Raw genomic sequence first — 23,824 nt, forward strand, 5'->3', positions numbered from 1 at the left:
TGCACAAAATCCGCGCAAGCCACGGAACTAGATCAGCTTCACCGCGCTCTGATCTTTGGGATGGGCGTCGTCTGACTCCAAGATTCAGCGACAGCCCAGGATTGGGGGAGATGCGCGCGATGTCCGCGTTCCAAGCTTATGCCGGCGCCTATGAGTTCGATGGCGGCGCCTATGCCTGGCGCTGCTACGCCACGGCGCGGATCCACGAGATCCGTCGGCGCGAGCACGGTCCGCCGCCGCCGCCGCCCACCGGCCGCAAGTGGGTGGCCCCCGCCCGCCAGGGTCCGGATTGCAGCAATGGACAGGACGTCAGCTGCCTGGTCGACGAGGCGGTCGACGAGTTCTCGCAGATCCTGCTGCAGGTGCAGCCGCAGGCCCGGGCCGCCCGGCGCGACGCCGAAGCGGCGTCTGCCTAGTCCCCGCGCCGCCCTGCTTGTCCAATCCCCTGCTTCGCAATAGCGCGGCCGCGAACGCCCTGTGACGCTGGACGCGCCGGCTCCCTCGGTTGAAGTCTCTTCGAAGGCCGCCGGCCGGAGCCGCTTCGGCGCGTCCGCCGTCGGCCAACAGCAACGCCGCGGGTGAGACATCCATGAATTCGCCGCCGAACGCCGTCAGCATCGCCCTCCCCGCCGAGGACGAAGAGGTCGCCGCCCTGCGCCGCACCCTGGTCGCCAAGCTCGCCTATTCGGTCGGCAAGGACCCGACCGTCGCCAGCGAGCACGACTGGTTCGTCGCCACCGCCCTGACCGTCCGCGACCGCATCATCGACCGCTGGTTCCCCTCGACCCGGGCGATCTACCGCGAGCACCGCAAGCGGGTTTACTACCTGTCGCTGGAGTTCTTGATCGGCCGGCTGCTGAACGACAGCCTGCACGCGCTCGGCCTGACCGAGCCGATGCGCAAGGCGCTGGCCGAACTGGGCGTCGAGCTCGACCCGCTGTTCGCCCAGGAGCCCGACGCCGCGCTCGGCAACGGCGGCCTCGGCCGGCTCGCCGCCTGCTTCATGGAGAGCATGGCGAGCCTGGAGATCGCCGCCTTCGGCTACGGCATCCGCTACGACCACGGCCTGTTCCGCCAGAAGATCAAGGACGGCTGGCAGTCCGAGGTGCCCGAGAACTGGCTGACAAACGGCAACCCGTGGGAGTTCGAACGCGCCGAAGTGGTCTATCCGATCGGTTTCGGCGGCGCGGTGGAGGCCCGGGAAGGGCCTGACGGGCGGCTGAGCTACCACTGGACGCCGGGCGAGACCGTCGAGGCGCTGGCCTACGACACCGCCATGGTCGGCTGGCGCGGCAAGCATGTGAACACGCTCCGGCTCTGGCGGGCGCGCGCCCCCGACCCGCTCCGGCTCGACGCCTTCAACCGCGGCGACCACGTCGGCGCCCTGGCCGCCCAGGCGAAGGCGGCGGCGATCTCCCAGGTGCTCTACCCGGCCGACGACAGCCCGGCCGGCGAGGAGCTGCGGCTGCGCCAGGAGTACTTCTTCTCGTCCGCCGCCCTGCAGGACATCCTGCACCGGCACCTGCGCGAGCATGGCGACCTGAAGAACCTGCACGAGCACGTCGCCATCCAGCTCAACGACACCCACCCGGCGATCGCCATCCCGGAGATGATGCGCCTGCTGGTCGACGAGCACGGGCTGGAGTGGACCGAGGCCTGGGACCTCACCCTGCAGACCTTCTCCTACACCAACCACACCCTACTGCCGGAGGCGCTGGAGCACTGGGGCGTGCCGCTGATGGAGCGCATGCTGCCGCGGCACATGCAGATCATCTACCTGATCAACGCCCTGCACCTGGACGAGCTGAAGGCCAAGAAGCTGGTCAGCGAGCAGGAGCTCGGCGGGGTCTCGCTGATCGACGAGTACGGCGGGCGCAAGGTGCGGATGGGCTGGCTGAGCTTCATCGGCTCGCACAAGGTCAACGGCGTCTCGGCGCTGCACACCGACCTGATGCGGCAGACGGTGTTCTCGACCTTCAACCGGATCTACCCGGACCGGATCGTCAACAAGACCAACGGCATCACCTTCCGCCGCTGGCTGATGTGCGCCAATCCCGGCCTGACCGACCTGCTGGTCGAGACCGTCGGCAAGCGGGTGCTGGACGATCCCGAGGCGCTGGCCGACTTCGCCAAGTTCGCCGACGACAGCGCGGTGCGCGAGCGGCTGCAGGCGATCCGCCGCGGCCACAAGGTCAAGCTCGCCGGCCTGATCCACGAGCGGCTGGGCTTGAGGGTCGATCCGGACGCCATGTTCGACACCCAGATCAAGCGGGTGCACGAGTACAAGCGCCAGTTGCTCAACATCCTCGAGACGGTGGCGCTCTATGACGCCATGCGCGCCCAGCCGACGCGCGACTGGGCCCCGCGGGTGAAGATCTTCTCCGGCAAGGCGGCGGCGAGCTACCACAACGCCAAGCTGATCATAAAACTGATCCACGACGTGGCGCAGGTGGTGAACCACGATCCCACCCTGCGCGGCCGGCTGAAGGTGGCGTTCCTGCCGAACTACAATGTGTCGTTGGCCGAGGCGATCATCCCGGCCTCGGACCTCTCCGAGCAGATCTCGACGGCGGGCATGGAGGCGTCGGGCACCGGAAACATGAAGCTGGCGCTGAACGGGGCGCTGACCATCGGCACGCTCGACGGCGCCAACGTCGAAATCAAGGAGCGGGTCGGCGACGACAACATCTTCATCTTCGGCCTTACCGCCGATGAGGTCGAACAGCGCCGTCGCGACGGCTTCGGCGTTGAAGAGATCATTGCCGGATCGCCGATGCTGCAGCAGGTTCTCGATCAGATCGGCTCCGGCAGCTTCTCGCCGGGCCTGCCGGATCTCTACCGCGACCTGCTGAACGGGCTGATGCTGCACGACCACTTCCTCGTCCTGGGCGACTTCACCGACTTCGCCCGCGCCCAGCGCGCGGTCGACGCCAGGTGGCGCGATCCCGCCGCCTGGTGGCGCTCGTCGGTGATCAACACCGCCGGGATGGGCTTCTTCTCGTCCGACCGGACCATCCGCGAATACGCCGAGGACATTTGGGACATTCCGGTGCAGCCGAATTGAGCGCCGCCGCGCCGCACGACTGGCGCCTCGACGACCGCGAGGTCGCCGCGATCGTCGCGGCGCGGCATCCGGACCCGTTCGCCGTGCTGGGCGCACACCTCGTCCCGCAGGGGCTGGTGATCCGCGCCTTCGTCCCGCACGCCGAGACGCTGCAAGCGCGCACGCCGGACGGGACGCTGCTGGCGACGCTGGACCGCCGGCATGACGCGGGCTTCTTCGAGGGCCTGCTGAAGCGCAAGAAGCACCTCGCCGACTACCGTCTGCACGCCGCCAACGCCGGCGGGGCGTGGGAGCTCGACGATCCCTACCGCTTCGCCCCGGTGCTCGGCGCGATGGACGACCACCTGCTGGTCGAAGGCGCCCACCGGCGGCTCTGGGAACGGCTCGGCGCGCACCCGATGACGCATCAGGGCGTCCAGGGCGTGCATTTCGCGGTCTGGGCGCCGCACGCGCTGCGGGTCTCGGTGGTCGGCGACTTCAACGGCTGGGACGGCCGCCAAGCGCAGATGCGCAAGCGGGTCGACAGCGGCCTCTGGGAGATCTTCGTCCCCGCCGCCCACGAGGGCCAGCGCTACAAGTACGAGGTGATCGGCCCGGCCGGCGATTTGCTGCCGCTGAGGGCCGACCCGTTCGGCTTCGCCGGCGAACTGCGGCCCTCGACCGCCTCGGTCGTCGCCTCGCTCGGGCGGCTCGCCTGGACCGACGAGGCCTATCTGCGCGAGCGCGCCGGCCGCGCCGGCCGCCAGGCGCCAATCTCGATCTACGAGGTGCATCTGGGCTCCTGGCGGCGCCGGGACGACGGCGGCTTCCTCAGCTACGACGAACTGGCCGACACCCTGGTCCCCTACGCCGCCGGGATGGGCTTCACCCATCTGGAGTTCCTGCCGGTCTCGGAGCACCCGCTCGACGACTCCTGGGGCTACCAGCCGATCGGCCTGTTCGCCCCAACCAGCCGGTTCGGCGACCCGGCCGGCTTCGCCCGGCTGGTGGACCGCGCCCACGCCGCGGGCCTCGGGGTGATCCTCGACTGGCCGGCGGCGCACTTCCCGACCGACGCTCATGGCCTCTATCGGTTCGACGGCACCGCGCTCTACGAGCACGCCGACCCGCGCCGCGGCTACCACCCGGACTGGAACAGCGCGATCTACGACTTCGGCCGCCGCGAGGTCGCCAACGTGCTGCTGGCCAACGCCCTCTATTGGCTAGAGGTGTTCCACATCGACGGCCTGCGGGTCGATGCGGTGGCCTCGATGCTCTACCTCGACTACTCGCGGGCCGCCGGCGAATGGCTGCCGAACATCCGCGGCGGGCGCGAGAACCTCGAGGCCGAGGCCTTCCTGAAGAGCCTCAACGTCCTGACCCACGGGACCCATCCGGGCGTGATGATGATCGCCGAGGAGTCCACCACCTGGCCCGGCGTCTCCAGGCCGGTCGACCAGGGCGGCCTGGGCTTCGGCTTCAAGTGGAACATGGGCTGGATGAACGACACGCTGGACTATGTCTCGCGCGATCCGGTCCACCGGCTGCACCACCACGGCGAGCTGACCTTCGGCCTGCTCTACGCCTTCTCGGAGAACTTCGTCCTGCCGCTGTCCCACGACGAGGTGGTGCACGGCAAAGGCTCGATCCTGTCGCGCATGCCCGGCGACGACTGGCAGCAGTTCGCCGGCGCGCGCGCCTACTACGGGTTCATGTGGGGCTATCCCGGTAAGAAGCTGCTGTTCATGGGCCAGGAGTTCGGCCAGCGGGCGGAGTGGAACTTCCGCCAAAGCCTCGACTGGCACCTCCTGCAGCACGCCCCGCACGCGGGCATGAGCCGCGCGGTCGCCGACCTCAACCGCCTCTACCGCGACCTGCCGGCGCTGCATCGCCACGACTGCGAGCCGCACGGCTTCCAGTGGATCGTCGTCGACGACGCCGCCCAGTCGGTGTTCGCCTGGCTGCGGCGCGGCGAGCCGCACGAGCCGCCGGTGGTGGTGGTGTGCAACTTCACCCCCCTGCCCCGCGCTGGGTATCGCATCGGACTGCCTCACGCCGGCGTCTGGCGCGAGGTCTTCAACTCGGACGCGGAGATCTATGGCGGATCGGGGCTTGGAAACTGCGGCCAGGTGGTCGCCGAAGACCGGCCGTCGCACGGCCTGCCCGCCTCGGCGGAAATCATGGTTCCGCCCTTGTCGGTCATCTACTTGCAGCCCGCGCCGCAGGGGTGAACAGTTGCGTCAGTTAGAAGGAAGTCAGGCATGAGCGCCGGGCCCGCGATCCACGCGCCCCTCTCCCGTCAGGCGATGGCCTATGTGCTGGCCGGCGGCCGCGGAAGCCGCTTGATGGAGATGACCGACGTCCGCGCCAAGCCCGCGGTCTATTTCGGCGGCAAGTTCCGGATCATCGACTTCGCGCTGTCGAACGCGCTGAACTCCGGCATCCGCCGGATCGCCGTGGCCACCCAGTACAAGGCCCACAGCCTGATCCGCCACATGCAGCGCGGCTGGAACTTCTTCCGGCCTGAGCGCAACGAGACCTTCGACATCCTGCCGGCCAGCCAGCGGGTCTCGGAGGAGATGTGGTACATGGGCACCGCCGACGCGGTGTATCAGAACCTCGACATCATCCTGGATTACGACACCCGCTTCATCGTCATCCTGGCCGGCGACCATATCTACAAGATGGACTACGAGCTGATGCTGCGTCAGCACGTCGAGCAGGGCGCCGACGTCACCGTCGGCTGTCTCGAAGTGCCGCGGATGGAGGCGGTCGGCTTCGGCGTCATGGCCGTCGACGCGCACGACCAGATCACCGCCTTCGTCGAGAAGCCGAAAGATCCGCCGGCCATGCCGGGCCGCCCGGACACCGCGCTGGCCAGCATGGGCATCTACGTCTTCAACACCGACTTCCTGGCCGAGGTGCTGCGCCAGGACGCGGCCGATCCCAACTCCAGCCACGACTTCGGCAAGGACATCATCCCGCGCCTGGTGAAGGAGGGGAAGGCGGTCGCCCACCTGTTCAGCAACTCGGCCATCCGCCCGACGCCCTCGGCGGTGCCCTACTGGCGCGACGTCGGCACCATCGACAGCTACTTCGCCGCCAACATCGACCTGACCGAGGTGGTGCCGGACCTTGACCTCTACGACCAGTCCTGGCCGATCTGGACCTACAGCGAGATGAGCGCGCCGGCGAAGTTCGTGCACGACTATCCGGGCCGGCGCGGCCAGGCGACCTCGTCGCTGATCGCCGGCGGCTGCGTGGTCTCCGGCTCGACGGTCTGGCGCTCGCTGCTGTTCAGCCGGGTGCGGGTCAACTCCTACTCGACGGTCGAGCTGGGCGTGGTGATGCCCGACGTCGAGATCGGCCGGCAGGTGCGGCTGCGCAACGTCATCGTCGACCGCGGCGTGCGCATCCCCGACGGCCTGGTGGTGGGCGAAGATCCGGTGCTCGACGCCCAGCGCTTCCGGCGCAGCGAGGCCGGCGTCTGCCTGATCACCCAGAAGATGATCGACAAGCTGGCCGCCGGGACCGCGTGAGCCAGATCGAAGTTCTCGCCGTCGCCTCCGAGCTCTACCCGCTGGTCAAGACCGGCGGGCTGGCCGACGTGGCGGGCGCGCTGCCCAAGGCGCTGAAGCCGCTCGGCGTGCGCGTGCGCACCCTGCTGCCGGGCTATCCGGCGGTGCTGGCGGGGCTGGAGAAGCCACGCGCCGTCAAAGCGCTGGGCGAGGTGTACGGCGGCCCGGCCCGGCTGCTCGCCGGCGGCGCCGACGGGCTCGAGCTCTACGTGCTGGACGCGCCGCACCTCTACGACCGCCCGGGCGGCCCCTACGGCGGGCCGGACGGCAAGGACTTCGCCGACAACGCCCGGCGCTTCGCGGCGCTGGGCTGGGTCGCCGCCCGGATCGGCCAGGGGCTGGTCCCGCGTTGGCGGCCGCAGGTGGTGCACGCCCACGACTGGCAGGCCGGGCTGACCGCGGCCTATCTGGCCTACGATGGCGCAGCGCGCCCAGGCGTGGTCTGCACCATCCACAACCTCGCCTTCCAGGGCCAGTTCGACCGCCGCCTGCTGGCGGAGCTCGGGCTGCCGCCGCAGTCCTTCACCGCCGACGGGGTCGAGTACTACGGCGACATCGGCTTCCTGAAAGCCGGCGTCCGCCTCGCCGACCGGATCACCACGGTCTCGCCGACCTACGCCGCGGAGATCTGCACCGCCGAGCGCGGCATGGGCATGGACGGGCTGCTGCACGGCCGCGCCGACCGGCTGAGCGGCATCCTCAACGGCATCGACACGACGACCTGGGACCCGGCGACCGATCCGCTGCTCGCCCAGGCCTACGACGCCGCGCGGCTCGACGCCCGCGCCGTCAACAAGGCCGCACTGCAGAAGCGATTGGGCCTCGCCGCCGAGCCGAACGCGCCGCTGGTCGGCGTGGTCAGCCGGCTGTCCTGGCAGAAGGGCCTCGACCTGCTGCTCGCCGCGCTGCCGATGCTGATGGCCGAGGGCGCGCAGCTGGCGGTGCTCGGCGCCGGCGAGCCCGCCCTCGAACAGGGCTTCCGCGCCGCGGCCGCCGCCTGGCCCGGCCGGGTGGCCTGCGTCTTCGCCTATGACGAGCCCCTGGCGCACCAGATCCAGGGCGGCGCCGACGTGCTGGCGGTCCCCTCCCGCTTCGAGCCCTGCGGCCTGACCCAGCTCTGCGCCCTGCGCTACGGCGCGGTGCCGCTGGTCGCCCGCGTCGGCGGCCTGGCCGACACGATCATCGACGCCACGCCGATGAGCCTGGCCTCGGGCGCGGCGACCGGCGTGCAGTTCGCCCCGGTCGAGACGCCGATGCTGGAGAACGCGATCCGCCGCACGCTGGAGCTCTATCGCGCGCCGGAGGCCTGGCGGCGGCTGCAGCTGAACGGCATGGCCACCGACGTCTCCTGGACCCAGTCGGCCAGGCGCTACGCCCAGCTCTACGCGGGCCTGCTGGTGGAGCGCGGAGCCTAGGCGATGGCGCGGGGGCGGGTCACAGCAGGCCGGCCGGAGCCCCTGGGCGTCACGCTCACGCCGAGCGGGGTCAATGTCGCCGTCGCCTCGAGCACCGCCCAGGCGATCGACCTCTGCCTGTTCGACGCCAAGGGCGCAGAGCAGCGCATCCGCCTGCCGGAGCGCACCGGCGAGGTCTTCCACGGCCACGTCGAGGGCGTCGCCGCAGGCGACCGCTACGGCCTGCGCGCCCACGGTCTTTACGCGCCTGAACGCGGCCTGCGGTTCGACGCCGAGAAACTGCTGGTCGATCCCTACGCCGTCGCGCTGGACGCCCCCTTCGCCCTGCACGCGTCGCTGTTCACGAGCCCGCCGGACAGCGTCGACACCGCCGCCTTCGTGCCCAAGGCGATCGTCACCGCCTCGGCCCCTCCGGCCGACGCGCCCATGGTCGTGCCGTGGGAGCAGACGGTCATCTACGAGGCCCATGTCCGCGGGCTGACCCGGCTGCACCCCGAAGTTCCGGAAGCCCAGCGCGGGACCTTCGCCGCCCTCGCCCACCCGGCGGTGATCGCCCACCTCAAGGGGCTCGGCGTCACCACCCTGGAACTGCTGCCGACCGCCGCCTGGGTCGACGAGCGGCACCTGCCGCCGCTCGGGCTGAGCAACTACTGGGGCTACAACCCGATCGCTTTCTGCGCGCCGGACCCGAGGCTCGCGCCGGGCGGCTGGCCGGAGGTGCGGGCCGCCACCAAGGCGCTGGCGGCGGCCGGGATCGAGGTGATCCTCGACGTGGTCTTCAACCACTCTGGCGAAGGCGATGAACTCGGCCCTACCCTGTCGCTGCGCGGCCTCGACAATGCCGGCTCCTACTGGCTCGATCCGGCCGACCCGGCGCGCTACCTCGACCACGCCGGCACCGGCAATGCGCTGCGGCTCGACCGGCCGCAGGGCGTGCGGCTGGCGATGGAGGCGATGCGCGCCTGGGTCCAGCGCGGCGGCGTCGCCGGCTTCCGCTTCGACCTCGCCCCGGTGCTGGGCCGGCGGGCGAACGGCTTCGATCCGCACGCGCCGCTGCTCGCCGCCATCGACCAGGACCCGCTGCTGCGCGGCCTGAAGCTGATCGCCGAGCCCTGGGACTGCGGCCTCGGCGGCTACCAGCTCGGCCGCTTCCCCGCCGCCTGGGGCGAGTGGAACGACGGCTTCCGCGACACCGTGCGCCGGTTCTGGGCGGGCGCCGGCGCCTCGCTCGGCGAATTGGCCGGCCGCCTCGCCGGCTCGCAGGAGCGCTTCGGCGCGCGCCATCGACCGTCGCGCAGCGTCAACTTCGTCACCGCCCACGACGGCTTCACGCTGGCCGACCTGGTCAGCTACGCCGCCAAGCACAACGACGCCAACGGCGAGCACAACCGCGACGGGACCGACCAGAACTGCTCCTGGAACCATGGCGTCGAGGGCCCGTGCGACGATCCCGCCGTCCACGCGGCCCGGCGCGCCGACCAACGCGCGCTGCTGGCGACCCTGATCCTGGCGCGCGGCACGCCGATGCTGGCGATGGGCGCCGAGCTCGGCCACAGCCAGGGCGGCAACAACAACGCCTACGCCCAGGACAACGCAATCGGCTGGATCGACTGGGCCCAGGCCGACCGTGAGCTGGCCGGCTTCGCCGCGCGGCTGACCCAGGCCCGACGCGAGCATCCGGCGCTCAGCGCCGACCGCTTCCTGACTGGCGAGGCGACCGACAGCCCCTACCCCGACGTCGAATGGCGGCGGGCGGACGGCGCGCCGCTCGCCGCCGGCGACTGGGACGATCCGCACGGCCCGGCGCTGCAGATGGCCTTGGCCAGCCCGCTGCCCGACGGCGGGCTCGACCGGGTCGCGCTGCTGCTGAACCGCGGCGGCGAGGCGCTCGCCGCCTCCCTGCCGGAGCCGCGCGACAGCTGCGGCTGGCGCGTGCTGGCCGACAGCGCGGATCCAACGCGCGACGAAACTTTGGATGGGCGCGCGCTGGCGCTTCCACCGCGCGCCGTCGTGCTGCTGGCGGAGATCCCGGTCCGGCGCAAGGCGCGGCTCGCCGACGACGACGAGGTGCGCCGGCTGGCCGCGGCCGCCGGCATCACGCCCGAGTGGCATACGATCGACGGCCAGCACCACGCGGTCAGCGTCGAGACCCAGCGCGCCCTGCTCACCGCCATGGCGCTGCCGACCAGGAGCCCCGACGAGGTGCACGACAGCCTCTGGCGGCTGGCCGCGCCGGCCCGGGTGCCGCTGCCGCCGCTGACCATGGCCGCCGCCGGCCAGCCGACCGTCGTGCACCTGAGCGCGCCGGACGGCTGGCTGATCGTCGAGGACGCGCACGGCCAGGCGACGCCGGTTCCGGTCGTCGACGGCGAGGCGCGCCTGCCGCCGCTGGCGGCCGGCCGCTACGCCCTGCAGGCTGGCGGCGAGCGCGGCGAACTGATCGTGGCGCCGCCGCGCGCCTTCGAGCCAGCCGGCCTCGCCCAGGGCCAGCGGATCTTCGGCCTGTCGGCGCAGCTCTACACCCTGCGCCGCGACGGCGATCAGGGGATCGGCGATTTCACCGCCCTGGCCCAGCTCGGCGACCTCGCCGCCCAGGCCGGTGCGCGGCTGATCGCGCTCAACCCGCTGCACGCCCTGTTCCCGGCCGACCGCGAGCGGGCGAGCCCCTATCACCCATCGGACCGGCGCTTCCTCGACCCGATCTATCTTGACGTCCCGGCCGCGGGACCGCCCGCCGACACCGGCAAGAGCATCGCCTATCGGGCGGTCTGGGCGGCGAAGGCCGAAGCGCTGGCGAACGCGGCCGAGCTGGCGACCGGCGAGGCCTTCGCGCGCTTCGTCGCCGACGGCGGCCAGGCACTGGCCGACTTCTGCGCCTTCCAGGTGATCAGCGAGGCCCATCCCGGCGACTGGCGCGGCTGGCCGGCGGCGCTGCGCGATCCGGCAAGCCCGGCGGTCGCCGCCTTCGTCGCCGCGCGCCCGGAACGACTGGCGCATCACCAGGCGCTGCAGTGGCGGTGCGACCGCCAGTTCGCCGACGCCGCCGCCCGCGCGCCGGGGCTGGGGTTCTGTCGCGACCTAGCGGTCGGCGCGGCGCCGGACGGGTCCGAGGCCTGGGCCGCCGCCGACCGGCTGGCCCACGGCGTCTCGATCGGCGCGCCGCCGGACCTGCTCGCGCCGCAGGGCCAGGTCTGGGGGCTGCCGCCGCCCGACCCACACCGCTGGCGGGCGGAGGGCTACCGCAGCTTCAGCGAGCTGCTGCGCGCCAACATGCGTCACGCCGGAGCGCTGCGCATCGACCACGTGCTCGGCCTGACGCGGCTGTTCTGGGTGCCGGAGGGCGCGGACGGCGCGGACGGGGCCTATGTCGCCTATCCCCAGGCCGACCTGCTGAGCGTGCTGGCCCTCGAAAGCCAGGCCGCCGAATGCCTGGTGGTCGGCGAGGACCTCGGCACCGTCCCCGACGGCCTGCGCGAGGCGCTCGGGGCGGCCGGCGTCTACCGCTACACGGTGCTGCCGTTCGAGCGCGACGGTTCGGCCTTCACCTCGCCCCAACGCTACCCGCCCCGGGCGCTGGCCTGCGTCAGCACCCACGACATCGCCCCGCTCGCCGGCTGGTGGGAGGGCGCCGACATCGACGAGCGGCGCGCGCTGGGGCTGTTCGACGAGATCGCCACGCGTGCGGCGCGCCTGGCGCGTGCAGGGGACAAGACCGCCCTGCTGGCGGCGATGGCGCAGGACGGCTTCGCCGCAGTCTGGACCGCCGAGAGCCCGTTCAGCCCCGAGCTCGCCGCGGCGATCTACGCCTTCGCCGCCTCAGGCCCCAGCCGGATCTTCATGCTGCAGCTGGAGGATCTGGCCGGGGAGCGGGTCGGCGTGAACCTGCCAGGCACCGACCGCGAGCGGCCGAACTGGCGCACCCGGCTCGGCGCCGGACTGGACGCGGCCCCGCAGGGCGCGCTGTGGCGCGCGATCACCGCGGCTGTGCGCGCCGAGCGCCCGCCAGGCGGTCAGTAGGGCCGCAATCGGCTGACGGCGTCGGCGAAGCCGCTCGCCAGCGTGGCGATCCCGAGCCAGAGTAAAGCGCTGAGCAGGGCGTTGATCATATGGCCCTGGACCCGTGGCAGGCGGAAGTCCGCAGAGAGCATCGGCGTCTTCTCCCAAGCGGCCGCTCTAGCGGCGACCTCGAATCCTCAACGTCAAGCTTGACCGTAAGATCCCTGATCGCAAGCAATTGATAGAATGGGCTTCTGTCTTACGGTGGACAGACTGTCGCACGCGCGGCGCATACTCTCGGTCGGTGAAATCGGAGTTGCAGGAATATGGCCGCGTTCCAACCCTACGCTGGAGCCTACGTCGACGCTCAGGAGACCTGCCGCTGGAGTTGCTACGCCACCTGCCCGGTCTATGAGGTGCGCACCTTCGACGACAGTCTGCCGGCGCCGCCGCAGGGCCGGAAATGGGTGCGCAAGCCGCAACACGGCCAGACCGGGCCGCAGGTCGCGCTGCTGGTCGACCTGGTCGCGCCCGACTTCTCGCAGATGCTCGCCCAAATCTCGCGGCGGACGGCTGCGGTCGACGCCTAGAGCCATTTCCGATCAGGTTGAACCAATCTGATCCGGCGAAAATGGCTCTAATCAAAGGTTTGAGCGCGTTCTGACCGCAAAACCGGTGTCCCGTTTTGCGGAAGGCGCTCCAGGGCCAAGCTGGGATGCGGCCGCCCCGCCCCACCTGACCTGACGCAAGCCGGAGCTGAAAGGCGCACCATGTCCGAGACCGCCGCCTACGTCCGCGTCGCCCAGGTCTCGGATCTGCAGAACAACCGCAGCCTGGCGGTGGAGGTGGACGGCGTGGGGGTGCTGCTCTGCAGCAGCCGCGACCAGCTGTTCGCCGTCGCCAGCATCTGCTCGCACGCCCACGAAAGCCTGGCGGGCGGGCGGATCAAGCACGGCGTGCTCTGCTGTCCGGTGCACGGCGCTCGCTTCGACCTGGCGACCGGGGCGGCGCTCAATCCGCCGGCCGTCGAGCCGATCGCCACCTATCCGACCCGCGTCGTCGACGGCTGGATCGAAGTGGCGGTGAGTTAGAACGTCCCGTCATCCCGGCCGGAGCGTAGCGGAGAGCCGGGACCCAGGGGCGGCGCCACGGCCCCTGGGTCCCGGATCGGCCTTTCAGGCCGTCCGGGATGACGGACCGAGGTGCTACTTGGCGAACGGCCGGTAGGTGACGCGCACCCAGAGTTCGCGGCCGCGGTCCATCCAGCAACCGATCTCGTCAATGCCCGAGGGCCCGCGCAGGTTGGTGCCGGTGATCTCCGAGCCGGGCAGCAGGCCGCCCTGACCGTTGAAGTTGGTGCAGTTGCCGCTGGTCAGCACGTTGGTGAGGTTCTTGCCGATCAGCGCCACCTCCCACTTCTGCGCCGCGCCCTGCAGGGTCAGGCTCAGGTCCGACTTGATGAAGCCCTTCTGGTACCAAGGCAGGCCCAGGTTCACGAGGTACTTCGACGAGTAGTGGTTGTTGTTGCTGAGGATCAACGTCATGTCGCTGCCGACGTCGGTCTCCCAGTCGAACCCGAAGTTCGCCTGCCAGGTGGCGGCGCGGACCAGCGGCAGGCCCGAGAGGTCCTGCGCGGTGAACCCGCCGATCCCGCCGTTGACGGACGGGCTGAACACCCGGTCGCAACCCGCCGCAATCGTCTGGCCGCCGTAGCACGGCACGTTGTCGAGCTCGGTGAACTTGGTGTCGTTCCAGTTTACCGCCAGGTTCAGCGTCAGGTTCTCGACCTGCGGCACCCGATAGACCGCCTCGGCCTCGATCCCGTAGATCCGCGCCGAGCCGGCGTTGATCGTGGTGGTCACCGGGATGTTGTTCTCGACCGGCACGATCGAGCCGACCTGCAGGCCCTTGTACTCGTAATAGTAGCCCGCGAGGTTGAAGAGCAGGGCCCGGTCGAGCAGCCGGCTCTTCATGCCCAGTTCGCCGCCGGTCACCTTCTCGTCGCCGAAGGAGTTGTCGACGAACGGCACCGGCGGAGTGGCGACGTTGAACGACCCCGACTTGTAGCCGCGCTTCGCCGCGGCGAAGTAGGTCAGGTCGTCGGTCGGCCGGTAGGTCAGGGTGATTTCCGGCGACCAGTTGTTCGCATTGAGCTTCGGCCGCGTGGTCAGGCCCGGCCCGCCCGAACCCGGCACCGGCTTCGGCACCGGGATCGCCACGCCGGTCGTGTAGTCCACCGGCTCGTTCGTCCGCGTCTCGTCCGTCCAGCGCGCGCCGGCGGCGAGTTCAAGCTCAGGGGTGATCTTGTAGCGCAGCTGCCCGAACACCGAATTGGTGTCGATGTGGACGGTCTGCACGCCTTTCTGCAGCAGCGCCGGGAACATCAGCCGGGTGTTGCCCAGCAGGGTGACCAGATCGGAGAACCGCCCACGCTCGGCGAACGCGCCGAGGGTGAAGTTCAGCGGGCCTTCGTAGTCGCTGTTGAGGCGGAATTCCTGAGTCCATTGCCGGCGTCGGAAGCCGTTGATCACCGCAACGCCCGGCCCCGCGAAGCTGGCCTGCGCCGCGTTGAACTGGCTACGCGAATGCAGCAGGTAGTAGCCGGTCTGCGACGTCAGGGTGAGTTCGTCCGTCGCCTGGATATTCATCTCCAGGGTGCCATAGGTCTGGGTCGACTCCACGAACCCGCGGCCGTTCTCGATCAGCCCGACGTAGGCCGCCGGATCCATGTCGACGGTCGAGACCTTGCCGTTCTTTTTGCACTCGTCGGCGGGGTTGAGGAACGGCAGGCCGCCCGGACCGGCGAGCCCGTCCGGACAGTTGGTCAGGTTGAGCACCGCCGCATTGGTGGTGGTGTCCTTGACGGTGTTGACCTTCAACCGCGCGTCGAACTGCTCGGTCGGGTTCCACAGCACCGTGCCGCGGACCATCCAGCTCTCCAGCGCCGGGACGCGCTTGGAGGCGACCTGGCCGCCGAGCGGCGGCAGCGGGCCGCTGACGATGTTCTTGTAGAAGCCGTCCTGGTTCGAATAGGAGCCGGCCAGGCGGGCCTTCAGGGTCTCGGTCAGCGGGCCGGAGACGATCAGCTCGGCGCGGCGCTCGCGGGCCTCGAACTCATAGCCGGCCTGCGCCCTGACCTCGACCTCGTTGGTCGGGTCGGCGGTGCGGATCGCGATCACCCCGCCCGGGCTGCTCTTGCCGTAGAACAGCGCCTGCGGGCCCTTCAGCACTTCGATCATGCCGGCGTCGAAGAAGCCGCTCGAATAGGCGAGGCCCTGGCTCAGCGGCAGGCCGTCGATGTTCAGCGACACCGACTGGTCGATGCCCGGATCGTAGGCCGTGGTGCCGACCCCGCGCAGCGAGACCTGGGTGCCGATCGACAGCACCGACTCGCCGAACGCCAGCCCTGGCACCAGGGTCGCGACGTCGCGCAGGTCCTTGGTCTGGAAGCGCTGCAGCTGTTCCGCCGGGATCGCCGTTTCGACCACCGGCACGTTGAGGATCGACTCCTGCCGCTTGCGGGCGGTGACGATGATTTCCGAGACCCGAGGCTCCGCCCGCGGCTGCGCCGGAGCGGCCTGTTGCTGCGCCGCAGCCGGGGTGGCCCAGATCGCCGTGGCCAGAGCCGCCGTCGAGCAACTGGCCACAAGCAAACGCGTAACTTTCATCCGTATCCTCCCTCTGCGGCCCGAGTTTCGCCGGGCTCATTCAGCATATTGAACAGCGCCAAACCTGGCGCAGCGACGACGTTCCGGATCGCCAGAGCCCCCTGCTCGCGTCTTCGAGCGACGACATCTGAATTCGACCGTGCGCGCCGGCGCCGCATTCTGGCGGCGAAAGAAGAGAGCCGGATGCCCCCCCGACTCGCTAAGAGCTTCTAGATTAAACCTGTTCTTACCGAACCGAGTAATCCCACTTGATCCAGCGGGCAGTGCTTTGGACCGTCAAGTGGCGCGTTGGCCACAGCTGACGCCACCTAACGTGGTCCTGACGTAAGGGAATGCTCGCGGCTCTCGAACCCGGGCTCGATCTCGATGCCCAAGGCGGCGACCGCGCCGGCGGCCATCGCATAAAGGCCGATCGTGAAGGCCAGATCCATCAGCTGCCGCCGCTCGAAGAACCGGCCCAGCTCAGCCCAGGTCGCGTCGTCGACCTTCCAGGTCTGGAGCTGCTGGTCGACCAGCCGCAGCACGGCGCGGTCCTCCTCGGACCAGAGCGCCGCCTCGGGCCCCTCCTTCACCGCCTCGATCTCGGCATCGGTCAGGCCGATGCGCTTGGCGAAGCGGACGTGGTGATGCCATTCGTATTCGCACTGGGTGAGCACGTTGACCCGCAGGCTGGCCAGCTCGCGCGGCCGATCCGGTAGGGTGGACTCCATCAGCAGGTGCCGGCCCAGCGTGTAGTAGGCCTTGCTCAGCCGCGGGTGGTTGGCCAGCACCATGGTCATGTTCGACGACGCGCCCAGAGCCTGGGTCGTCTCGGAGGCCAGGACGCCGTAGGCGGCCCGCTCGGCCTCTCCCCATTCGGACGGCGGAAGCGGCGGAACCCGGGCGTTGCTGGACATCATCCCTCCCTCGGCGCTCGGCTGCCGGGCGGCGGATCGCCGGACCGGTCGTTGTCGTGTTCGCGCCCGGCCCACCTCAGCCGGCAGGCCGCCGCAGGTCAAGCTTGCGCACGCTCGGCAGGCCGGCCTGCGGCGCGAGCCCGGCCGCGCGGGCGTCAGATCAGCAGTTCTTCGGCCACCAGGGTGGTGCGGTGCATCATCCGTCCGCAGTCCATCGGATAGGGCAGCACCCGGTGCATGGTGCCGGTGTTGTCCCAGATCAGCAGGTCGCCCAGCGTCCATTCGTGGCGGTAGACGAACTGCGGCTTGGTCGACCACTGCATCAGTTCGGCGATCAGCCCCCGCCCCTCGTCGGCGCCCATGCCTTCGATCGTCGTCGCGCTGGAGCCCAGCACCAGCGACTTGCGGCCCGACTGGTGGGTCCAGACCAGCGGATGGGTCTTCGGCGCATAGCCCGCCCAGGCCTGCAGCTGTTCGGCGCTCGGGTCCGGATAGACCAGGCGCTGCATGGCCTCCATGGTGTGGACCACCCGCAGCTTCTCGAGGCTTCGCTTCTCGGACTCCGGCAGGTCGTCCCAGGCGGCGTAGGTGTTGGCGAATTCGGTCTGGCCGCCCTCGGGCGCGAGCCGCCGGGCGCTGAGCAGCGAGGCGCGGGTCGGCGCGTCGTCCATGCTGCCGTCGATGTGCCAATGGACGGCGCCGAGCAGGTATTCGGCGAGCTTGTTCTCCTTCTTGTCCATCGTCACCTTGAAGACGCCCTTCTCGCCCTGCGGGATGACGTCGCCGATGGTGGCGGAGAAGGCGAGTTGCTCTTCGTCGGTGAAGTCGATGGCGCGGAAGATGACCACGCCGCGTTCCTCGAGGATGCGCCGGATCTCCGGACCGTCGGCGCCGCCCAGCAGCGTCGCGCGGTCGGCGCGGATCTCAGCGCCGATCCGCGGCGTCAGATTGATCGACGTAACGGACATCAGTTCCTCCAGGTCGTTCGCCAGGCGGCCGCCGTGGTCCGGCGCCTCGGCCGAATGTTGTCGAACTGGAGTTAGGTCAGGGCCGGCGGGCCAGCGTCTTGACCTGTTCCGACATTTTCCGCGGTCGGTCGGCTGCGCTGGCGCTGAAAAGAGTTCGGCGCCGGGCGAGGTGTCCCCTGCCCGGCGCCGCCTTGAGGGTCGCAATCAGAACTTGGCGCTGACCTCGACGCCGTAGGTCGTCGGCGCGGCCCAGACGCTGCCGATACCGAGCGTGTTGAACAGCACCTGGGTCTGGTAGCGGTCGTTGGTGACGTTGTCGCCGAACACCGCGACCGTGTAGTGCTCCGACGGATCGAGCCATTGCGCGCGCAGCGAGAGGACCTCGTAGGCCTTCTGCTTGAACTGCTGCGCCGGGTCGAAATACAGCGACGACGAGTAGTAGAGGTTGCCGGACAGGGTCAGGCGGCCGCCCGCCAGGTCCAGCCCATAGTTGGCGCCGAGGTTGCCGGTGAAGCTGGGCGCGCGCTGCATGTGCAGGCCCGAGGCGTCGGTCGTCGTCTGGGTCAGCGAGCCCGGGCCGATCGCACCGCAGGCCATGTCGCTGGGCGCCACGGCGGTCGGGTCGCAGTAACTGTAGAACGGCGCGTTGGGGAACGACTTGTAGCGGGCGTGGGTCCAGGCGGCGCCGGCGCTGAGGTTGAAGTCTTCGGTGACCTGATAGCGGAACTGCCCTTCGAGACCGTAGATCTCGGAGGTGGCGGCGTTGGTGATCTTGGCCGCGCCGTTCTGGTAGCTGGAGACCTGCAGGTTCTTGTAGTCGTAGTAGAAGGCCGACAGGTCGAGCGACAGCTTGTGGTCGGCGAACTTGTAGCCGACCTCGAAGGCGTCGATGGTCTCAGGCTTGACCGGGACCTGCGACAGACCGCCGACGTTCAGGATCCCCGCCTTGAAGCCCCGCGTGTAGGAGGCATAGACGCTGGAATCGTCGTTCGGCTTGTAGCGCACGACCAGGCGCGGCGTGAAACTGTCGTTCTTCAGGTCCTTGACCGGAACGATGCTGCCCGGCGGCAGCCCCACCGCCGAGACCGGCTGCCCGTTCGGGCCTTCGTAGGAAGTGGTGGTGAAGTTGGTCTTGAAATAGGCGTCACCGACCACGTCGTGGCTGAAGCGGGCGCCGGCGGTCAGGAACAGCTTTTCGTTCAGCTCGTAGGTCGCGTCGACGAAGGCCGCGTAGGACTTGGTGTTGGTGCTCGATCCGCCGAACGGCATGAACGGCGACCCGCTGAACGACGAGCCGACGTCCCAGGTGTCCTTGTTCTGGAAGTAGTTGGCCCCGGCGGTCCACTGCAGACGCGACCCCGGCTTCGAGTTCAGCAGGAACTCCTGCGAGATCGTTTTATTGTAGACGCCGATGTAGATGTAGAAGAGCTGCAGCGCCGTGGCGTCCAGGTCGCCCTGGTTGACCGAGCGGTCGCGGCGGAACTGCGAGTAGGACGTCAGATCGGCGAAGCCGAGGTCGGCCTTGATGGTCCCCTGGAAGATGTCGGACTGGGTGCGGAACACCAGGTGGTCGGCCGTGGCGATCTCGTCCGGATCGGTCGCGTAGAGCCCCGGCGGCGTGAAGAAGTAGACCAGCGGCACGCCGGCCGAGCTGGAACGTCCGTAGATCCCCTGACCGGCCGGCGAGACCTTGCTGAAGAAGCCCGCCCCGCCGTTGCGGTCGACGTAGGCGTTGGACAACTGCAGGGTCGGGTCGTCGGTCTGCGAGTGGGTGTAGCGCAGCAGCGCCGAGACGGTGTCCGACAGCTGGGCCCTGAAACCGGTGCGGATCGACCAGTTCTCGTAAGAGCCGACATGGCCGTCGTCGTTGATGATGTTGGTCTTGAACCCATCGCCGCTGCGGTAGAGCCCCTCGATGTCCATCGCCAGGTTCTCGCCGAACCCGGTGGTCGCGTAGCCCTGCAGGGTCAGCGCGTCGAAGCGGGCGTAGCTCGCCTTGACCTCGGCCGAACGCTCGGTGCTGGGGTCCGCGGTCGTCACCAGAATGGCGCCGCCGGTGGTGTTGCGGCCGAACAGCGTGCCCTGCGGCCCTTTGAGGACCTGGATGTTCTGCACCGCCAGCAGGTTGAAGTCGGCGACCTGCGAGTTGGATTGGAAGAAGCCGTCGACATAGATGCCGACGTTCGGCCCGCCGCCGGAAGTGCTGACCGCCGTGCCCACGCCGCGGATCGTCGGCTGGACGAAGGTGCCGGCCGAGTCGAAGCGTAGCGCCGGGGTGAGCTTGGTGATGTCCGACAGCTGGCTGGCGTTGGCCACCGCCAGCTGGCTTTCATTCAGCGTCGTCACGGTGATCGGCACGTCGCGCGAGGCTTCCGAGCGCCGCTGGGCGGTGACGATGATCTCGCTGACCTGGCTGGCGCCGTTGGCGGTGGCCTGGGCGTAGGCCGCGGGCGCAAACCCCGCCAGGGCGGCCATCATGGCGCAGGCCGAGGCCGACCAGCGCAAAGCATTCGTACGCATCTACTCTCCCCTCTTTGTTTTAGAGTTTGCAGGGAGATTACATGACTCGCCCGCGGCGTCCTGATCGCGCGCTGGCAGGTTCGATGTCGTCTTGAGAAATCCCGACCGTGCGGCCGGGTCGGTGGGCCGCCTTAGGCGCTCAGCCGACCTCGGCCGCGTCGACGCGCGCGCCGGCGCGGAGCTGGCGCGGCGAGGCGGCGAACCAGCGGTAGCAGCTGCGCGACAGCACCGAGGTCTCGGAATAGCCGAGCATCTCGGCGACCCGGATCAACGGGATCTCCGGCTGCCGGAGGTAGCGCAGCGCGACGTCGCGACGGACACTGTCCTTGATCGCCTCGAAGGACTCGCCCTCCGTCCGCAGCCGCCGCTGCAGGGTGCGCGGGTGCATGCCGAGTTCGGAGGCCACCCCGCCGTAGGTGCAGCCGCCGGCGGTCAGCAGCCGCTCGACGATCGCCCGCACCCTGGTGCTGAGCCCCGGCTCGGACGACGGGAACCGCTGCTCGATGAAGCTGGCGGCGAGTTCGTACAGCTGCGGGTCGCTGTCCGGGATCGGCGCCTCGAAGTCGCGCGCGTCGAACCAGGCGCCGTTCATCGGCTGGCCGAACTTCACCACGGCGCCGAAGTTGGCGCGGTAGGTCCCCATCGGCGACACCGGATCATGCGTGAACCAGATCTCCCGCGCCTGCATCTGCCCGCCGCTGAGCTGGCGCGCGGCGTGCTGGGTCAACAGCAGTCCGTGCTCCATCGTCTGCGGATGCGGCGGCAGCTTGGGCACCAGGATCTCGCAGTGCAGGAAGATGCCCTCCTCGCCAGGGCGCTCCTCCAGGCTGACCTGGGTGGCGGTGCTGTAGGCCCGGACGTGCTCGGCGCAGTAGCGGAACGCCGCCCCGACCGTGGCCGAGTTGCGCATGGCGACCTCCAGCGGCCCCAGCACCTTGGTCCCGTCCTGCACCGCCGCCAGCCGCATGCCGAAATCCGGACAGGCGAGCTCGACGGCGGTCCGTTCGAGCAGCTGCACGAAGGCGCGGTAGGCGACCACCGCGTGCCGGTTGGCCAGCGCCGCCGGATCGATCTGGAACTTCGCCAGCAGCGCCTGGGCGTCGCCGCCGAGCTGGGTCACGAACTCGGCGTACTTCCGCAGCGCGCCGGCCCGCACCATCGAGGTCGCCGCGCCTGGGCCGGTCATGTCGACGGCGGCGCCGGAGCTGTTTGACTGGCGCATCTGGTCCTAGGCGCCCGCCTGGGCGCGCAGCTGCCGCGGCGAAACGCCGAACCAGCGGAAGCAGCTGCGCGAGAGCACCGAGGTCTCCGCATAGCCCAGCTTCTCGGCGATGCGCGTCAGCGGCAGGTCGGTCTGTTGCAGGAAGCGCAGCGCCACGTCGCGGCGCACCTCGTCCTTGACGCCCTCGAACGACTTGCCCTCGGCCTTCAGCCGCCGGTGCAGCGTCCGCGGGTGCAGGCAGAGCTCCGCGGCGATCCGGTCGTTGGTGCAGGCCTCGCCGCCGAGATGCTGCAGGATCAGGCCGCGGACCTGGGCGTGCATCGGCGGCGTGACCCGGGTGAAGCGGGTGTCGATGAACGAGGTCGCCATCTCGTAGAGCTGCACGTCCGGCTCGACGACCGGGCACAGCAGGTCCTGCTCGCTGAAGACGACCCCGTCCTCCTTCTGGTCGAAGCGCGCCTCGCAGCCGAAATAGTCGCGGTAGGTCCGGGGCGACGACAGCGGCTGGTGCCGGAACAGCACCTCGCGCACGCGCGCCTGGCCGCCGGTGATCTCGAGGGCGTTGAGGTGCGCCAGCAGCAGCGCCTGCTCGATCGCCTGGCGCTTGTTGGGCAGCCGGTCCAGCAGGATCTCGTAGCCGACGAACACCCGATGCTCGGCGCGGTCGCGCTCGCAGCGCATCCGCGCGGCCAGGCTGTGGGCATAGATGTGCTGGGTGGCGTAGTCGATGGCGTCCCCGAACGTGTTCGAGTTCTTCATCACCACGCCCATGATGCCGAACACCTTGCCCCCGCCTTGGCGGCGGGCCAGCCGCATGCCGAAGTCGGGCGACTGCAATTCAGCGGCGGCGAGTTCGAGGAGTTCGACCATCGAGCGGTAGCTGAGCCCGGCGCCGCGCACGAAGATCGCCGGGTCGAGCCCGGCCTGGCGCAGCAGCGCGGCGGGATCCCCGCCCAGCTCCTCGACCAGCTCGGGAAAGAACCGCAGCGTGTCGGCGTGCAGCAGTTCGAAGCCGCCGTCGCCCGCCTCCGCGCTCGCCGCCAGGGCCATCCGATCCTCCTTGCGGTCACCGCGTGACCGCGCCGCGCGACCATGCCGCCGCGTCTCGTCCGCGACAAGGGTTCAGGGGGCGTTTCCGGTCGCCTGCGACGACATGCTGTCGCCTGGCGCCGGCAAGGCAGGGTGATTTTCGCGACCGGATGCGACGCATCGGCGCGTCGGGAGGCGGCCGAGCGCCGCTTCAGGGCTGGCGGGGCGATCCTGTCGGACCGCCCCGGTCGCTCAATTAGGGAACCAGGCCGAGCTGCGCCCGGCCCGGGAAGATCAGGCCGCGGCTGCGGGCTTCGGCAGCCCCGAGGCGTGCAGCGGGGCGTCCATCTTCTGGAGCTGCGGCAGCACCTCTTCGGCGAACAGCCGAACGCTCTTCATCGCGTCTTCGTAAGGCATGGTGCCGAACTGCGGGACGATGGTGATCTCCGAGAACGAGCACGCCTCCTGCGCCGCCTTGATGCGGGTGAAGACGTCTTCCGGCGTGCCGATCATCAGGTTCGACGGGTGGTATCCCGGCGCCTTCGGCTTGCCGTCGGTCTTCAGCGCGCCCTCGGCCGAGGCGGCGAGCACCGCCGTCGCGCTCGCTTCGCGCGAGGCATAGGACTCATAGCCCTTCACGCCGACGAAGTTGGACGGGTCGGCGAAGCCGTAGTGCAGGTTCACGTCGCGGTTGGCGCTCAGCAGCCACTCGTCGGCCTCGGCGGCCGCCGCGGCGGCCGGCGTGCAGTACATGAAGAGCACGTTCTTCGGCTGGCAGGGCTTGAAGCCTTCCTCGGCGCGGAAGGCGTTGACCTTCTGCACTTCCTTGCCGGCGTCCTCGAGCGGCTTGTTGCCGACGAACAGCGGCACCATCCCGCGGCGGGCCAGGATCTCCAGCGAGTCCGGCGAGGCGGACGAGCCGTAGATGCGGCTCCACAGGTCGGTGCTCTTCGGCGCCGGCCGCAGCTCCATGTCCGGGATCTTGAAGATCTCGCCTTCGTAGCCGAAGCGGTGCTGGGTGAAGGCGAGCTTGAGGATGTCGAGCGTCTCGAGCAGCCGCTGGCGGCTCTCTTCGCGCGGCACGCCGACCGCGGCGAATTCCGACTTGGCGACGCCGCGGCCGAGGCCGATCGTCGTGTAGCGGCCGTTCGAGATGATATCGAGGTAGGCGATCTGGTGCGCCAGCCGGACCGGGTTCCACCAGGGGGCGACGGCGACCATGGTGCCGAAGGTCACGCGCTCGGTGCGCCCGGCGAAATAGGTCAGGGTCTGGATCGGGTTGGGCGTCATGCCGTAGGGCGTGCCCTGGTGCTCGGGCGCCCAGATGCCGTCGAAGCCCAGCGGCTCGGCGAGGTCGCCGATCGCCAGGCCGGCCTGCACGAACTTCCAATCCGGTTCACCCGGCGGCGAGCTGAGATCGCCGCTGATGATGCGGTCCCAGTCCTGGGAGTTGTGGGCGAAGACCCCGATATTGACCTTCATAACGCGA

16 protein-coding genes and 1 pseudogene are annotated in these 23,824 nt (G+C 69.8%); 9 read left to right on the forward strand and 8 right to left on the reverse strand.

Translation table 11 applies throughout. From position 1 onward, the window contains the following. Nucleotides 1-119: 119 nt before the first annotated feature. The 6 genes from ACSQ14_RS12440 to glgX all read left to right on the forward strand — a co-directional run bounded on the left by ACSQ14_RS12440 (nt 120) and on the right by glgX (nt 12,053). Nucleotides 120-416 carry a hypothetical protein gene (locus ACSQ14_RS12440; protein WP_436013160.1) on the forward strand — a complete coding sequence of 99 codons (297 nt, stop codon included), beginning with the start codon at nt 120-122 and terminating at the stop codon, nt 414-416. Between the two features lie 173 nt (nt 417-589). Continuing rightward, nucleotides 590-3,064 (forward strand): glycogen/starch/alpha-glucan phosphorylase, encoded by a 2,475-nt coding sequence (locus tag ACSQ14_RS12445; protein WP_436013162.1) that lies wholly within the window; start codon nt 590-592, stop codon nt 3,062-3,064. Beyond that, nucleotides 3,061-5,274 carry a 1,4-alpha-glucan branching protein GlgB gene (glgB, locus tag ACSQ14_RS12450; RefSeq protein WP_436013164.1) on the forward strand — a complete coding sequence of 738 codons (2,214 nt, stop codon included), beginning with the start codon at nt 3,061-3,063 and terminating at the stop codon, nt 5,272-5,274. The genes ACSQ14_RS12445 and glgB overlap by 4 nt, the downstream gene beginning before the upstream one ends. Nucleotides 5,275-5,304: 30 nt before the next feature. Beyond that, on the forward strand, nt 5,305-6,582 hold the full coding sequence (gene glgC, locus ACSQ14_RS12455) for a glucose-1-phosphate adenylyltransferase (RefSeq protein WP_436013166.1): 1,278 nt from the start codon (nt 5,305-5,307) through the stop codon (nt 6,580-6,582). Continuing rightward, nucleotides 6,579-8,036 (forward strand): glycogen synthase GlgA, encoded by a 1,458-nt coding sequence (gene glgA, locus ACSQ14_RS12460; protein WP_436013168.1) that lies wholly within the window; start codon nt 6,579-6,581, stop codon nt 8,034-8,036. The genes glgC and glgA overlap by 4 nt, the downstream gene beginning before the upstream one ends. A 3-nt stretch (nt 8,037-8,039) precedes the next feature. Beyond that, nucleotides 8,040-12,053 carry a glycogen debranching protein GlgX gene (glgX, locus tag ACSQ14_RS12465; protein ID WP_436013170.1) on the forward strand — a complete coding sequence of 1,338 codons (4,014 nt, stop codon included), beginning with the start codon at nt 8,040-8,042 and terminating at the stop codon, nt 12,051-12,053. On the opposite strand, the gene ACSQ14_RS12470 is transcribed toward glgX, so the two are convergent. Continuing rightward, on the reverse strand, nt 12,047-12,184 hold the full coding sequence (locus ACSQ14_RS12470) for a hypothetical protein (RefSeq protein WP_436013172.1): 138 nt from the start codon (nt 12,182-12,184) through the stop codon (nt 12,047-12,049). The two genes, glgX and ACSQ14_RS12470, sit on opposite strands and share 7 nt — an antisense overlap. 174 nt (nt 12,185-12,358) lie before the next feature. Between ACSQ14_RS12470 and ACSQ14_RS12475 the strand changes: the two genes are divergently transcribed. From ACSQ14_RS12475 to ACSQ14_RS12485, 3 genes and pseudogenes are all read left to right on the forward strand, one after another. Further along, entirely contained in the window at nt 12,359-12,622 is a 264-nt protein-coding gene (locus tag ACSQ14_RS12475) for a hypothetical protein (RefSeq protein WP_436013174.1), read from the forward strand. Between the two features lie 180 nt (nt 12,623-12,802). Further along, complete coding sequence (locus ACSQ14_RS12480; RefSeq protein ID WP_436013176.1) at nt 12,803-13,123, forward strand: Rieske (2Fe-2S) protein; 321 nt, start codon at nt 12,803-12,805, stop codon at nt 13,121-13,123. Beyond that, nucleotides 13,122-13,259, forward strand: a pseudogene (locus ACSQ14_RS12485) (hypothetical protein); the annotation flags it as partial. The gene ACSQ14_RS12480 and the pseudogene ACSQ14_RS12485, both read left to right, overlap by 2 nt. Here ACSQ14_RS12485 and ACSQ14_RS12490 read toward each other — a convergent pair. From ACSQ14_RS12490 to ACSQ14_RS12520, 7 genes are all read right to left on the reverse strand, one after another. Next, entirely contained in the window at nt 13,238-15,700 is a 2,463-nt protein-coding gene (locus tag ACSQ14_RS12490; RefSeq protein WP_436013178.1) for a TonB-dependent receptor, read from the reverse strand. The pseudogene ACSQ14_RS12485 and the gene ACSQ14_RS12490 sit on opposite strands and share 22 nt — an antisense overlap. Before the next feature lie 308 nt (nt 15,701-16,008). After that, on the reverse strand, nt 16,009-16,596 hold the full coding sequence (locus ACSQ14_RS12495) for a carboxymuconolactone decarboxylase family protein (RefSeq protein ID WP_436013180.1): 588 nt from the start codon (nt 16,594-16,596) through the stop codon (nt 16,009-16,011). 155 nt (nt 16,597-16,751) lie between these two features. Beyond that, nucleotides 16,752-17,564 carry a TauD/TfdA dioxygenase family protein gene (locus ACSQ14_RS12500; protein WP_436013182.1) on the reverse strand — a complete coding sequence of 271 codons (813 nt, stop codon included), beginning with the start codon at nt 17,562-17,564 and terminating at the stop codon, nt 16,752-16,754. Between the two features lie 204 nt (nt 17,565-17,768). After that, nucleotides 17,769-20,084, reverse strand: coding sequence for a TonB-dependent receptor (locus ACSQ14_RS12505; RefSeq protein WP_436013184.1), 2,316 nt, complete (start codon nt 20,082-20,084; stop codon nt 17,769-17,771). 139 nt (nt 20,085-20,223) lie between these two features. Continuing rightward, nucleotides 20,224-21,306, reverse strand: a complete 1,083-nt coding sequence (locus tag ACSQ14_RS12510) for an AraC family transcriptional regulator (protein WP_436013186.1) — start codon at nt 21,304-21,306, stop codon at nt 20,224-20,226. A gap of 6 nt (nt 21,307-21,312) precedes the next feature. Then, complete coding sequence (locus ACSQ14_RS12515) at nt 21,313-22,356, reverse strand: AraC family transcriptional regulator ligand-binding domain-containing protein (protein ID WP_436013188.1); 1,044 nt, start codon at nt 22,354-22,356, stop codon at nt 21,313-21,315. Nucleotides 22,357-22,629: 273 nt separating this feature from the next. Next, nucleotides 22,630-23,817 carry an LLM class flavin-dependent oxidoreductase gene (locus tag ACSQ14_RS12520; RefSeq protein ID WP_436013190.1) on the reverse strand — a complete coding sequence of 396 codons (1,188 nt, stop codon included), beginning with the start codon at nt 23,815-23,817 and terminating at the stop codon, nt 22,630-22,632. Nucleotides 23,818-23,824 lie beyond the last annotated feature (7 nt).

The sequence above is a fragment of the Phenylobacterium sp. LjRoot219 genome, assembly GCF_964252995.1.
Lineage (GTDB): Bacteria > Pseudomonadota > Alphaproteobacteria > Caulobacterales > Caulobacteraceae > Phenylobacterium.

Coding starts and splice junctions, on each gene's coding strand:
- ACSQ14_RS12475 (WP_436013174.1), top strand. CDS start 12,359: ATGGCCGCGTTCCAACCCTACGCTGGAGCCTACGTCGACGCTCAGGAG.
- ACSQ14_RS12515 (WP_436013188.1), bottom strand. CDS start 22,356: ATGGCCCTGGCGGCGAGCGCGGAGGCGGGCGACGGCGGCTTCGAACTG.
- ACSQ14_RS12445 (WP_436013162.1), top strand. CDS start 590: ATGAATTCGCCGCCGAACGCCGTCAGCATCGCCCTCCCCGCCGAGGAC.
- ACSQ14_RS12520 (WP_436013190.1), bottom strand. CDS start 23,817: ATGAAGGTCAATATCGGGGTCTTCGCCCACAACTCCCAGGACTGGGAC.
- ACSQ14_RS12470 (WP_436013172.1), bottom strand. CDS start 12,184: ATGCTCTCTGCGGACTTCCGCCTGCCACGGGTCCAGGGCCATATGATC.
- ACSQ14_RS12505 (WP_436013184.1), bottom strand. CDS start 20,084: ATGCGTACGAATGCTTTGCGCTGGTCGGCCTCGGCCTGCGCCATGATG.
- ACSQ14_RS12490 (WP_436013178.1), bottom strand. CDS start 15,700: ATGAAAGTTACGCGTTTGCTTGTGGCCAGTTGCTCGACGGCGGCTCTG.
- ACSQ14_RS12440 (WP_436013160.1), top strand. CDS start 120: ATGTCCGCGTTCCAAGCTTATGCCGGCGCCTATGAGTTCGATGGCGGC.
- glgX (WP_436013170.1), top strand. CDS start 8,040: ATGGCGCGGGGGCGGGTCACAGCAGGCCGGCCGGAGCCCCTGGGCGTC.
- ACSQ14_RS12500 (WP_436013182.1), bottom strand. CDS start 17,564: ATGTCCGTTACGTCGATCAATCTGACGCCGCGGATCGGCGCTGAGATC.
- ACSQ14_RS12510 (WP_436013186.1), bottom strand. CDS start 21,306: ATGCGCCAGTCAAACAGCTCCGGCGCCGCCGTCGACATGACCGGCCCA.
- glgC (WP_436013166.1), top strand. CDS start 5,305: ATGAGCGCCGGGCCCGCGATCCACGCGCCCCTCTCCCGTCAGGCGATG.
- ACSQ14_RS12480 (WP_436013176.1), top strand. CDS start 12,803: ATGTCCGAGACCGCCGCCTACGTCCGCGTCGCCCAGGTCTCGGATCTG.
- ACSQ14_RS12495 (WP_436013180.1), bottom strand. CDS start 16,596: ATGTCCAGCAACGCCCGGGTTCCGCCGCTTCCGCCGTCCGAATGGGGA.